General features: G+C 40.9%; 16 protein-coding genes. All 16 read right to left on the bottom strand.

Features of this window, described 5'->3' with window-relative positions:
- Positions 1-30: 30 nt before the first annotated feature.
- The 16 genes from QAI40_RS14985 to QAI40_RS14910 all read right to left on the bottom strand — a co-directional run bounded on the left by QAI40_RS14985 (position 31) and on the right by QAI40_RS14910 (position 11,040).
- Positions 31-429 (bottom strand): tetratricopeptide repeat protein, encoded by a 399-nt coding sequence (locus QAI40_RS14985; protein ID WP_304511748.1) that lies wholly within the window; start codon positions 427-429, stop codon positions 31-33.
- 197 nt (positions 430-626) lie between these two features.
- Positions 627-818: an FmdB family zinc ribbon protein gene (locus tag QAI40_RS14980; protein WP_299983421.1), complete on the bottom strand. Its 192-nt coding sequence runs from the start codon at positions 816-818 to the stop codon at positions 627-629.
- 27 nt (positions 819-845) lie between these two features.
- Positions 846-1,298 carry a hypothetical protein gene (locus tag QAI40_RS14975; protein WP_299983423.1) on the bottom strand — a complete coding sequence of 151 codons (453 nt, stop codon included), beginning with the start codon at positions 1,296-1,298 and terminating at the stop codon, positions 846-848.
- Entirely contained in the window at positions 1,298-2,263 is a 966-nt protein-coding gene (locus tag QAI40_RS14970; protein WP_299983425.1) for a 4Fe-4S dicluster domain-containing protein, read from the bottom strand. The genes QAI40_RS14975 and QAI40_RS14970 overlap by 1 nt, the downstream gene beginning before the upstream one ends.
- Positions 2,264-2,267: 4 nt before the next feature.
- The gene (locus QAI40_RS14965; protein ID WP_299983427.1) at positions 2,268-3,179 is read right to left on the bottom strand and encodes a methylenetetrahydrofolate reductase; all 912 of its coding nucleotides are present in this window, start codon (positions 3,177-3,179) and stop codon (positions 2,268-2,270) included.
- An 86-nt stretch (positions 3,180-3,265) separates the two neighbouring features.
- A complete protein-coding gene (locus tag QAI40_RS14960) occupies positions 3,266-3,985 on the bottom strand; it encodes a methylenetetrahydrofolate reductase C-terminal domain-containing protein (protein ID WP_299983429.1) in 720 nt (239 codons plus the stop codon).
- A gap of 13 nt (positions 3,986-3,998) precedes the next feature.
- Complete coding sequence (locus QAI40_RS14955) at positions 3,999-4,715, bottom strand: hypothetical protein (protein WP_299983431.1); 717 nt, start codon at positions 4,713-4,715, stop codon at positions 3,999-4,001.
- A gap of 38 nt (positions 4,716-4,753) precedes the next feature.
- Complete coding sequence (locus QAI40_RS14950) at positions 4,754-5,128, bottom strand: DsrE family protein (protein WP_299983433.1); 375 nt, start codon at positions 5,126-5,128, stop codon at positions 4,754-4,756.
- A 37-nt stretch (positions 5,129-5,165) separates the two neighbouring features.
- On the bottom strand, positions 5,166-5,540 hold the full coding sequence (locus tag QAI40_RS14945; protein WP_299983435.1) for a DsrE family protein: 375 nt from the start codon (positions 5,538-5,540) through the stop codon (positions 5,166-5,168).
- A 36-nt stretch (positions 5,541-5,576) separates the two neighbouring features.
- Positions 5,577-6,503 carry a (Fe-S)-binding protein gene (locus tag QAI40_RS14940; protein WP_299983437.1) on the bottom strand — a complete coding sequence of 309 codons (927 nt, stop codon included), beginning with the start codon at positions 6,501-6,503 and terminating at the stop codon, positions 5,577-5,579.
- A gap of 3 nt (positions 6,504-6,506) precedes the next feature.
- Entirely contained in the window at positions 6,507-6,809 is a 303-nt protein-coding gene (locus QAI40_RS14935) for a 4Fe-4S dicluster domain-containing protein (RefSeq protein ID WP_299983439.1), read from the bottom strand.
- 1 nt (position 6,810) lies between these two features.
- On the bottom strand, positions 6,811-7,140 hold the full coding sequence (locus QAI40_RS14930) for a hypothetical protein (RefSeq protein WP_299983440.1): 330 nt from the start codon (positions 7,138-7,140) through the stop codon (positions 6,811-6,813).
- Positions 7,141-7,177: 37 nt separating this feature from the next.
- Positions 7,178-8,974 (bottom strand): CoB--CoM heterodisulfide reductase iron-sulfur subunit A family protein, encoded by a 1,797-nt coding sequence (locus QAI40_RS14925; RefSeq protein ID WP_304511747.1) that lies wholly within the window; start codon positions 8,972-8,974, stop codon positions 7,178-7,180.
- 2 nt (positions 8,975-8,976) lie between these two features.
- Positions 8,977-10,272 carry a CoB--CoM heterodisulfide reductase iron-sulfur subunit A family protein gene (locus QAI40_RS14920; protein WP_299983444.1) on the bottom strand — a complete coding sequence of 432 codons (1,296 nt, stop codon included), beginning with the start codon at positions 10,270-10,272 and terminating at the stop codon, positions 8,977-8,979.
- Positions 10,273-10,361: 89 nt separating this feature from the next.
- Positions 10,362-10,781 (bottom strand): hydrogenase iron-sulfur subunit, encoded by a 420-nt coding sequence (locus QAI40_RS14915; protein ID WP_299983447.1) that lies wholly within the window; start codon positions 10,779-10,781, stop codon positions 10,362-10,364.
- Positions 10,782-10,791: 10 nt separating this feature from the next.
- Positions 10,792-11,040, bottom strand: coding sequence for a sulfurtransferase TusA family protein (locus tag QAI40_RS14910; protein WP_299983449.1), 249 nt, complete (start codon positions 11,038-11,040; stop codon positions 10,792-10,794).
- Positions 11,041-11,377: the final 337 nt, after the last annotated feature.

The raw sequence follows: 11,377 nt of genomic DNA, 5'->3' as shown, positions 1-11,377 counted from the left end.
ATATACCGCTTCCTCAAAAGATAAAATCCATCAAATCCACCCCCTGATTTTGTAGGCACTACGCCATTTTGAGTGGATAGCTGTATCCCTTGACTGGCAGGGCTTTTCCAGTTTTGTGTATCTACAGCTGTCGAACACGAGATTACTATACAGTCCTTTCAATTCAGGAAATAATTCTTTTGCTTTTTCAAAATCCTGGATTGCAAGATCAAATTTTTTCTGCTTCATATAAGAAACCCCCCGGTTTTTGTAGGCATCTGCATTGCCGGGAGCGATTTCAATCAGTTTTGAGAATGTATTAATGGCCTCCTGGGTTTGATCTTGTTTAAAAAGAAGGACACCTTTATCAAACAGTTCTTCTTCGGTTTCTGCAAAAACAGGGGTATGGAAAGATAAAGACAAAAGAATTAGAAAAATGATTTTTTTCAAGAAAACACTCCCTTATATTAAAAACACTTATTTCTTGAAATAATTCGAATAAAATCCTGATCGCCAGGATGGTCTTTTTTTTGATTTATATGTATTTTAGAATTTGTATCATCTTTTTTTATGGGGGGCAACACCTTGTCTTCCCGGTCCATCTTTTTAAACTCTATCCTTCAAACTGAAGAACAATCTTATCCTGCTCATGAAAAACCTTTGGGTGAGCTGGTTGCACACTTGCCCATACCCGTTCCCATAAAGCTTGTTGCACTCATTTTTTTAACCACTTCCAGGCTTTTACATTCGGGACAGGAAATTTTATTTTCTTCTCCGGCAAAAACCAGTTTTTCAAATTCTTTTTTACATTGATTGCATTTATACTCAAAAATTGGCATAGGGCCTATCCTCTCTGATATATATTATTATCCAGATAATAATTCTTTTTTTCTTTTAATCAATTGATAAACACCAAAAAATAAGAGTGCCATGCAAAAAAGAATGTGTAAGATATCCAGGGCAATGACCATTCCATTGGAAAAAGGAGTGCCGGAGAAATTTTTAATGACCATTAATGAACCGGTTAAGATCAATCCTGAAAAAATAACTATCTTGATAATCATGTCTCTTGTCAACTGAATAAAACCAGTCTTTAAAACAATGAAATTACTAATTGAATATACAACTAAACCCATGAATATTCCTGCAAACATGTAATGCATTAAATGGGTTATATAAAAATCAGCCAGCCACCCAAGTCCCGGAATATCAGAAATATAGTAGCGCTTAAAAATCGGCATCTGTGCAAAACCGGATAATGTGATAAAAAAGAAAGTAATTCCGTAAAGACAAGATTGGATGTTTATCTTTTTTTTCATTATTCATCCTCCTTTGCGGCCTTGTAAAATTTACCTGCAGCAGCAGCAATTCCGGCCAGCGGGGCAATGAGCATGGCCTTTGCAATATTATTTCCAGAAGCCATTTTGTTTTCAACTTTTTCGAAATGTGCCTGGCCATCCCCTTTTTCAATATTATTATTTAACTCATCAAAAGGAACAGGAGATACATAAATGGTGCTGGTCCCGCCATTTTCATGTTCTCCGTAGATATAACCGTTCATCTCCTTTGCAAGGGCATGTGCTTGTTCTAATATTTCACTTCTTGGTCCTATGGTCTGGACATCTTCCGGACAGGCCTCTATACAGGCCGGCACTTCCCCTTTTTCAAGCAGGTTATAACACCGGTCACACTTATACATGACTCCATTTCCTGCAAGAGCGGGTAAGAGCTTAAGATAGAGGCCGGTGCCGGTCTGCCGCTGGGGAATATCCCACGGGCAGACCGTTTTACATTTGGAGCCGCCAAGGCACAGATCGGAATCAATTCTGGAAAGGCCGTTGTCCTCCTGCTTTGCCGCTCCCCATGGACAGAGTTTTACACAGGGTGGATTATCGCAGTGCATACAGCGTCTTGGAATGGTCAGTTCTCTTTCTTCCCCATCCACTTTTGCAGTGGCATGCTGGATATAAAGCCAGTTATAGGGGGTTAACCTGTCCGTGACATCTCTTTTTTGTGACCAGTCCTCTATGGGAACCCGTTTGGGAAACATTTCAGGATATGGTTTTTCAGGGTTTGGGTATTTGTCTGCATTTGATTCCTGGCAGGCATATACGCACTCTTCGCATCCAATACATTTTGAAATATCTATCAATGTGGCAAGGGGTTCTTTCTTCTCTCTGGTCAAAGCGGTTGCCGTACTTACGCCCGTTGCAGAAGCCGCCACAGATCCTGCAATGGTAATGGAGCCTTTTAAAAACGCCCGGCGCGAAATTTTTTTTGACATGATTCTATCTCTTATTATTAGCCGGTTTTATTTGAGCATGTTCTAAAATATCAGGGACAATGTCAGTCCAGCCAAGGGGCATAATATGGACGCCCTGGACCATTGATTTAATTTTTTTAATAAACCGGCCGGCCATTTCAGCGGCTTTTTTCTTATAATCTTCTTTGCCAACCGATCCGATTTCATCGATCCATTCATCCGGAACGTGGATACCGGATATATTTTTATTCATAAATCTTCCCATTTGAGGAGTTTTCAGAACAACGATGCCAACCTGTATGGGGCAATTAAATCTCTCAACTTTTTTAATAAATTTTTCAAATATTTTGACATCATAAACTGCCTGGGTCTGGAAAAATTGTGCGCCGGCGTCAATTTTTTTTCTCATTTTCATTATTTGCAATTCAATTGGATCTGAATTGGGATTAACAACTGCACCAAAGGCCATGTCAAGGTAATTCTCAATTCGGCTTCCGGAAATATCATATCCCCTTTTCAGACCTTTTGCCATATCGATCAATTGAACCGAATCAAGATCAAATACGGGTTTGGCTTCCTTATGATCACCTAATTGGATATGGTCTCCGGTCAGCAGCAACACATTGTCAATACCCAGAGAATAGGCAGTGAGAAGGTCAGACTGCAATGCCAGTCGATTCCGATCCCTGCAGGTGAGCTGATAGACCGGTTCGATTCCATTTGTTTTTAAACGGACGCTTGCAGCAAGAGACCCCAGCCTCATGACAGCCGACTGGTTATCAGTCACATTTACGGCATGAACATGCTGATGCAGTTGAAGCGCTTCAATAGCGCAGGTGGGTTCAATACTTTTATCTCTGTGAATGGCGCCTTTGATCGGCCCGACTTCACCGGTAATGACAAATTCACCTTTGTCAAATAAGGTTGTCAGTTTCATTGTTGAACTCCTTGAAAATTATATATGTCTTAGATTGTCGACCAAAATCATTTGGTTCGTTTGTGTTTAAATATTTGCTTTATCAGTTAGTCTTGATTGCTGACAGTAACCTTACCACCGATGGAACAGAATGTGGCTTCAGTCGGGCTGACCTCAAGGGTCCGCGGACGGCTCCATTTTGAATTTTTCTTGGCAGGTTGATAGGGATCAAGAAGTTCGAGACGTCCTAGTTTTTTAAGTCTTTCGTAAATCAGTATCCAACCGCAGGGACGTTCTTCATCCACTTCACAATGTCCATTTTCAGCACCACCGCAGGGCCCGTTCAACAATTGTTTGGCACAAAGGGTTATGGGACACAACCCGCCGGTAAATTCAATGATACAATCTCCGCAAAGAGAACAATACTCTTCAATATGTGTATCTGAAACGGTTTCTCCGCCAAAAACGGTGTCGCAACCGGGGTGAACCATTCCACCGTCTGTTGCATCGATCACAGTATGAACACCTTGCCCACATCCAAGAATCAAAAAAGAATCCGCTTTTTTGACTTCATCTGTATGTTCTTCCATGAGTACCTTCCGGGTATGGTCCAATTTACACAGGGACATGCCCTTGGGGCCCGGCGCTGTATATCCGGTTACCTCAATCCCTCTGTCGGTCAGACGTTTTGCCATCATTTTGGTTTCGTCATCTCCGCCGGAATAGCATTTCCAGGCACAATTATTACACCCGACAACAAAGACCTTTTCACCGGATTTAATATGCTTTACTATTTCACCTATTGGTTTTTGAATGGTTGCATGCACGTTATTTCTCCTTTTAACTAAAAAAATTGGGTTTATAATCTACTTTTGCGTCGTCAAATTCATTAAACAAAACCTTTAAACGATCATTGGCTGTCTGGGTGGCAACGGATTTTTCCTCGGTTTCATCATCAGTTCTAAAACAGGCTAAGCATCGTTGGAATTGGCTTCTCTTTCCCAGGGTTGTGATATTAAAATCTCCCATAAGAAAAGTCTGTTCATTCTTTTGATTGGCAAAATGCTCAACCGCAGGAATTATTTCAAGATCAATTTGAATCTCGACACTATTGCCTTCCTTCGCGATATTGATAAAATCATGGATTGTAAGAATACCGCCTGTGGTCTCATCTTTTTCCATGTCAATCCCATCGTATTTAACCATCATTTCCTCAAGGTTGAAATTTTTTTCTTCAAGCTCAATGCCCGCATCCGTCAGCTTTTTATAATCTCTTTTCAGATATCGGTTGGCGATCATCACAGCCTGGGATACATGTGGACAGATATTATTAGGACATCCTCTGGCATAGCATTTTCTAAACATATACTCTCGAGAACCAATTACCCCGGAATATTGACAAAGAAAAATAAAAGCCTGAAATTCAATGTTACCATGGGCAAAATCAACCGGAACTATCTCAAATATGGTGTTACATGTTATATCTTCACCACTTTTAATAAAACCGATGAGGTCGGTTATCCTTTGCGGTGGTTTGTTGATTGATGAATTGCTCATTTTTTTACCCTCTCATAAATTTAACTTGAAAGTTTATATTAGAATGTTAATTGTTTATCAGATTCAAGTATAGCCATGTTCAGTGTTGTTCCCGTGGCAAGCTCAGAGCCTTCAATAAAGTCTGATATTTCCATGTTTCTCTCTTCAATACAGGGTTTGCATACAAGAAGTTTCCCACCCAGTTCCATAAAATCATTCATAAGTTTTTTTAAGGGAGCGCGCTCTCCTGCCTGGTGAATATGGTCGGTATATCCTTTTTGTGCAAGATAAACGCTTTTACCCATAAGAACTAATGAAACATCTTCCTCAAGAGCAAGGGCTGCGTTTGCCAAACCAATGCATATTGATGCTTTTTCTGCATCTTCTCCACCAACTGTACACATATAAAGAATTTTTTGTTGTTTTTCAGACATTGTTATTTTCTCCTTTCCCCTTTTTGAAAATCAAATCCTAATAAACCAGATGCGCATCAGATTCCAGAGCAAGCAGATTCAATGTACCGCCGGCAGTAATCTGGGCTCCTTCAATGAGTTGTGTGTCTTCGATTTTTTTTTCTTCAATACAGGGTTTGCATACAAGAAGTTTCCCGCCAAATTCCATAAAATCACTGACCAGTTTTGATATGGGAGCAAAGCCTCCTGCTTCAGGCACATGGTCTGTATAGCCTTCTAGTGCAAGATATACAGCTTTGCCCTGGAGGGCTACGGTTGTTTCTATATCAAGTGCAAGAGCAGCTCCTGCCATTGCAAAACATATGGAAGCTCTTTCACAATCTTCTCCGCCATGAGTACAGAAGTAAACAATTTTTTCTACTTTTTCAGCCATTTTATTCTCCTTAAATTTAACGTTTTTTTAATGTGTTTAAATATGTCTAACAAGTAAAGTGCTTAAGTCCTCGACATTAGCACCGGATTTTTTAAGATTGCCAAGGCAAATGGGGCAATAGGCAATAATCGGCTTGCCTGGTTCCTCCAGTTCTTTTGCCCTTTTTTCCATAATTTCATTGGAAAGGCTGGGAGAAATAGATTCAGCAGGCCCGCCGCAACAGCTTGTAAATTCTCCCTGGTTTCTGATATCGGATGCGGATATCCCCAAATTTGTGAGCACTTTTCTTGGCACGTCTGACAATTTGAGGTATCTTCCGAAAAAACATGGATCATGTATAGTAACTTCAAGTCCACAATCTTTTGATTTAAGATTAAGAAGTTCAAAATATGATTTTACCTCAAAATTGATTCCTGTATATTTTGGAAAAAGTTCTTTCAAGGCATAGGCAGTATGAGGATCAACGGTAATAATTTTTTTAATTCCCGCCTTTTGAAGTTTTTGAGCAACTTTTTTGGCATGGGCCACAAATCCTTTCTGATCACCCATATCATAAAGAAGAATGCCGGAATAATTATCAAGATCGGGTCTGTAAGCAAAATCCACTTTTGATTTTTTAAGAAGAGAACAAATGTTTTTCAGGGTTTGCCCGGCGTTTTTTTTCTCTTTTCCTGATGTAATCATGGCAAGACCAATACCCGAAATATATGAGGGGATGTGCCTGGCATATTTTAAAAGACCCGCCATTCTGGTGCCCTCATATTTTTCAAGGTATTGAGTTGATTTTTCAATATACGGTGTGAACTGATACATGAGACCTGTGAACAAAAGGTATTCACCTTTTTTAGGCAGACTGGCATGTTTGAACCATGTATTAACCATAAATTTAGGAATGCCAAAAGGGCTTGCTGTCTGTTGTACATTATTGGCAAGAGTTTCAATTATATCTTTGGGATTAAACATTTTTTAAGACCTCCGAAAATTTGCAACAACAAATCGTTTAAGGCCAAGAATGATTTCACCCGGATCAGCCTCTCTCGGGCATGTATGGGTACAAAGTCCGCAGTGAAGGCAGCGCCATAGTTCATCTGAATTTTCAAGAATTTTTTGTCTGGCTCCTATCTGGACATATCGAATCATTCTCCTGGGGAAATTATCATGGACAAGAGGACATATGGCTGCACATGTCCCGCAGTTAAAACACTCAAGAGCTGTGTCCTCACTATACTCTTTTAGTTCTTCTGCAAAATCTAAGTTTACCAAACTCATATCAAACCTCTTCTTTTTCTTGGGTTTTTTCCGGTTCATTCAGAGAGTAATTAAAAAAGGCACCTTCTTTTTCGGCTTCAACAATCTGACCATATTTTTTCATGGTGGCAATATACCAGAGTGTTTCATCTTTCGGCATATCTATCCCTTCTGCAATATCAGGAATGGTCGCCTTCTTACCCTTTAAAAATTCTTTGATGGCCTTAATATCTTTTTTTTGGGTCTTCATTCTTGATGAAGCCGAGGCTATCAGATCCTTTCTTTGGGCACGCAGTGTTTTCATTGCTGCTTTTTTCGCCTCTTTTTCTTTATCATTATCAGGATTTTTCATTATGTGTCTTCCTATTAAAAGAAGTTTTATTAATCGATCAGACAGCAAATCCATCTGAAACAATGGCATCAACCATATCTTCATATTGTTTTAATGCCCATCCATTAATATCAATGGCTTTTTTAGGGCAGACAGCAGCGCAGGCACCGCAGCCTAAACACATGGCAGCAGTTACCTGGGCTTTTTTAACTATTTTGCCATCAATTTTCACCTCTGTAAGGGTTAACGCCCCTTCTTTAAGGCAGGCCTCGATACAGGCGCCATGTCCCTGGCATTTATCAGTATTAACTTCGGCCACAAAAGGATCAAGTTCAATATAACCTTTGCTTAGAAGAGCAGACGCTTTTACTGCGGCTGCACCTGCTGCATTGCAGGTTTCGCCTGTATCCATGGGAGCCTGACAGGTACCACCAAGGAAAATTCCGGTTATGGAAAATTCAACTGGCCTAAGTTTTGGATGAACTTCGAGAAGAAATTGATCGGTTCCAATGGGAAGCTTCATCATTGAGGCAATATCTGAAACATTATCCGGTTCAATTCCAGTTGCAAGCACCACAAGATCTGCCGGGACATCCATGACTTCATTAAAAGTCAAGCTGTCTGTAATTTTGACCTTTAATGGGTACTCAGAATGATTGCTTTCACTCACAACAGGAGGGGCATCTGCTTCATACCGCATGAAAACAACTTTGTTTTTCGATGCTTGTTCATATAATTCTTCCTGTCCTCTGCCATAGGTTCTGATATCCCGGTACATTTCATAAATACCGGTTTCAGGGAATTTCTCCCTGATTTGATTTGCTGCATTCAGCAATGCTGCACAACATGTTCTGGAACAATATTCATTGAGTTGTCCATTTTCTTTTGGCTGGTGGATACCCGGTATCTGCCGGCTGCCCACGCAATGAATCATGACCATGTTTTTAATACGTTTTCCGTTAACCTCAAGGCTTGATCCGGATGATTTATTTTCTTTTAACAGGGTAATCAAATCCTGAAGCGTAATGACTTGTTCATGCTGACCAAATCCGAATTCTCCATTCAATGGCGTGTAGGAAACCGATCCTGTTGCCATGACAATGGCACCGGTTTCTATATTTAATTTTATGTCTTTATTATTTTCTTTTTTTGTAACTATCAGGCTGAAGTTGCCCACATATCCTTTTATAGTTTCAATTTTACTATCAGTATGAATCGTAATGGCATTATGGTTAAGAACCGGGTCTAACAATTCTTTGAGGATGTCTGATGCTTTTTCCCCAAAAGGAGCGAGTCTGTCAAGGGAATTGAGCCTTCCACCAAGAATGGGTAATTTTTCAATTAAAGCAACTTCAATTCCTTTTTGAGCAATATCCAATGCGGTTTTAATACCGGCAATGCCGCCTCCGATAACCGTTGTATGCTTTTTGGCTTCAACACGAATCGGCTCTAAAGGTTTGAGTAATTTTGACTTGGCGGAAGCCGCTGCAATAAGGAGGGTGGCTTTGTCTGTGGCAGTCTCTCCATGGTGAACCCAGGAGACCTGTTCCCTGATATTGGCATGGTCATAAATAAAGGGATTGGACCCTGCCCGTTCAATTGCACCTCTAAAGGTTGCTTCATGAAGGCTTGGTGCACAGGATGCCACAACCACTCGATCAATTTTATCACTTTTTAAATCCTCTATGATCATTTCCTGGCCAGGGTCGGAGCACATGAACATATTGGTTCTGGCTACGGTAACACCCGGCATTTTTTCAACTCTGTTCCTGACTTCTTCAACATCAACATGATCAGAGATATTTCCCCCGCAATAGCATATATAGACACCGACTTTTTTATTATTTTCACTCATCTTTAATTCTCCATATGGCTATTGGACATGAATTTGGCAGCTTCCATAGCAGCTGAACCCGACTCGGTAATGGTGTCCACAATATCCTTGGGTCCTGCTGCGACTCCAGCCACGAACAAACCGGCCATATTTGTGAGCACAGGGGATATTTTGGGTTTTATAGAAGTAATGAATTGATCAGAATCTTTGGAAACGGGGCAGATGGACCTAGGATCCCAGCCCGGAATCATTCCCATGGAAAGAACAACCAGGTCGTGGTCTGCTGTTGCAATACCTGAACCATCCTGATTTTCATATCGAACGATGGCACTGCCATTTTCACCTTTATCAATCCTTGCAACCTTGGCTTTGACAAACTCAATACCCATGGCTTTTGCATTTTGATAAAATTGTTCATAGCCTTTTCCAAATGCCCTGATATCCATATAATAAATAATGATATCAGCCAAGGGAAGGGAGCCAGACAGCAGCATGGCCTGTTTTATGGCGTACATGCAGCACACCCGTGAGCAATAGGGAACCCCCATGCTTTTGTCTCTTGAGCCTGCGCATTGAACATAGGCAATAGAATCGGGTTCCATTCCGTCTGAAGGCCTTAATACCCTGTTATAAGGTCCATGGGGAGCCAAAATTCTTTCCATCTGCATGGAATCAATAACATTGGGTATATGACCATTACCGTATTGAAAATTATTTTTTACGGGAAGTAAGTCAAATCCTGTGGTAATAACAGCCGTTTTTGCCTGGATGATAAATTCTTCTGGTTTCTGAAAATAATCAATGGCATGTGTGGGACATGTTTTTTCACATTGCCCGCAAAGCATGCAGTGTTCTACATCCAAAATCGGCAGCTGGGGGATGGCAGTTGAAAAGGGTATGGAAATCGCTTTTCTGGCGCTGAAATCGCCTTGTTCCGCATCAGATACATGGACCGGACAGATATACTCGCATTGCCTGCATCCGATACATTTAATCGGGTCAACATACCTTGGTTTCTGGGTGATTAAAGCTTTAATGCCTTGGCCCTCATGGTTTAATGAGGTCAGGTCACAATAGGTAAACAAGGTGATGTTTTCATGGTGCGAGGCAGCTGACATTTTAGGGGTGGTGATACAGCTTGCACAATCAAGGGTGGGGAAAACTTTTGAAAGTCGGATCATTTTGCCGCCAATGGAAGCATCTTTTTCCACAATAGCAACCTTATACCCTTGATCGCCAAGGTCCAACGCTGCCTGTAATCCTGCAATGCCGCCACCCACAACAAGCGTGTCAAAATTTTTAATATTTGTGGGGACCATTAAATCCTCCTGAAAGATTTGTTTTTTTTGTTCACTGCCAAAAAGATGGCAGTGAACTTTATAATTTGTCTGTTGCTAAAGCGCTGAAGTCATGCCTCAAGTTGAGGGGGGCCCAGTTCACGTACCAACTGGTCCATCTGGTTTACCTCTTTTAGAAAAGCCCGGTTACAAACTGTACAGATGGCTGTCAGGCGAAGACGCTTCAGGTCAATTTCCATGGCCTTCATTTTTTTGTAAACAGCATCAAGCCTTTTTGCAAGAGCCTTATAAGCACCGTCATAGGGGCATTCTTCGCCGCAGGACATGACAATGATGCCACTTATCCCTTTTCTAAAGCAGTCAAAATAAAATGATTCAGGGAAAAGAACAGGCGCCCTTACTCTTAGAATATAAGTGTTTGCAGGGTAAGTTGAATGGGCCTGGCCTACTGAATCTGCTCCTGGATAGGCACAGGTTTCTGTGGCGAGTATTAAAATTTTGTTCTCTTGTCTTTTTGCCTGGGGTGACATGATCACCTGCCTATTTGTTTCTAGTTACAAAATGCCTGTCATATCCGTCTGCTTCAACAAAGCCAAGATACCCGTGTCCGACTTTTCCAGCCCATGCTGGAATATCAGTTCTTGTCCCGGAGTCATTGGAGAGAATTTCAAGGATCTGGCCGACCTGGACTTTGCCGATACCCTTTTTTGCTTCGAGCAGGGGTCCTGGACATGCACTTCCTCTTGCGTCAACCTGATTTGCAGCTTCTATTGAATTGAGATCTGTCATTGTTTTTATCCTCCGTTAAGGGTTTTTAATTGCATCTTTTAACTATATTTAAGATGCGGCGTTAATCTTTTACAGAACGGTTAGAGCAAACTTGGTGCCAAAACCAAAAGAACCTACAAATAAACAACATATAAATCGTTCATAATGCCCGTAAATCAGGGTTTATGTTTTTTCAATGATAAAATGAAGGGGGAGGGTTTATCTCAGATCGTTACCAATGAATAAGGCAGTAACGTTATAGTTGCGTTACTTATTTAGAAACAACGTTACCCTGATAGGAGTAAATATCCTGGCCCTGAGGGCCAGGCTTTGGGTTTACCCCTGGAAGGGGATTAGT

Source organism: Desulfobacula sp. (assembly GCF_030611305.1).
Lineage (GTDB): Bacteria > Desulfobacterota > Desulfobacteria > Desulfobacterales > Desulfobacteraceae > Desulfobacula.
The sequence above is the reverse complement of the archived record's forward strand: the minus strand, read 5'-3'. Positions and strand labels throughout refer to the sequence as shown.

What these genes read in the sequence shown, in the direction of transcription:
- QAI40_RS14920 (WP_299983444.1), bottom strand. Translation starts at nt 10,272, where the DNA reads ATGGTCCCCACAAATATTAAAAATTTTGACACGCTTGTTGTGGGTGGC.
- QAI40_RS14965 (WP_299983427.1), bottom strand. Translation starts at nt 3,179, where the DNA reads ATGAAACTGACAACCTTATTTGACAAAGGTGAATTTGTCATTACCGGT.
- QAI40_RS14950 (WP_299983433.1), bottom strand. Translation starts at nt 5,128, where the DNA reads ATGTCTGAAAAACAACAAAAAATTCTTTATATGTGTACAGTTGGTGGA.
- QAI40_RS14910 (WP_299983449.1), bottom strand. Translation starts at nt 11,040, where the DNA reads ATGACAGATCTCAATTCAATAGAAGCTGCAAATCAGGTTGACGCAAGA.
- QAI40_RS14955 (WP_299983431.1), bottom strand. Translation starts at nt 4,715, where the DNA reads ATGAGCAATTCATCAATCAACAAACCACCGCAAAGGATAACCGACCTC.
- QAI40_RS14945 (WP_299983435.1), bottom strand. Translation starts at nt 5,540, where the DNA reads ATGGCTGAAAAAGTAGAAAAAATTGTTTACTTCTGTACTCATGGCGGA.
- QAI40_RS14935 (WP_299983439.1), bottom strand. Translation starts at nt 6,809, where the DNA reads ATGAGTTTGGTAAACTTAGATTTTGCAGAAGAACTAAAAGAGTATAGT.
- QAI40_RS14980 (WP_299983421.1), bottom strand. Translation starts at nt 818, where the DNA reads ATGCCAATTTTTGAGTATAAATGCAATCAATGTAAAAAAGAATTTGAA.
- QAI40_RS14925 (WP_304511747.1), bottom strand. Translation starts at nt 8,974, where the DNA reads ATGAGTGAAAATAATAAAAAAGTCGGTGTCTATATATGCTATTGCGGG.
- QAI40_RS14975 (WP_299983423.1), bottom strand. Translation starts at nt 1,298, where the DNA reads ATGAAAAAAAAGATAAACATCCAATCTTGTCTTTACGGAATTACTTTC.
- QAI40_RS14930 (WP_299983440.1), bottom strand. Translation starts at nt 7,140, where the DNA reads ATGAAAAATCCTGATAATGATAAAGAAAAAGAGGCGAAAAAAGCAGCA.
- QAI40_RS14940 (WP_299983437.1), bottom strand. Translation starts at nt 6,503, where the DNA reads ATGTTTAATCCCAAAGATATAATTGAAACTCTTGCCAATAATGTACAA.
- QAI40_RS14915 (WP_299983447.1), bottom strand. Translation starts at nt 10,781, where the DNA reads ATGTCACCCCAGGCAAAAAGACAAGAGAACAAAATTTTAATACTCGCC.
- QAI40_RS14970 (WP_299983425.1), bottom strand. Translation starts at nt 2,263, where the DNA reads ATGTCAAAAAAAATTTCGCGCCGGGCGTTTTTAAAAGGCTCCATTACC.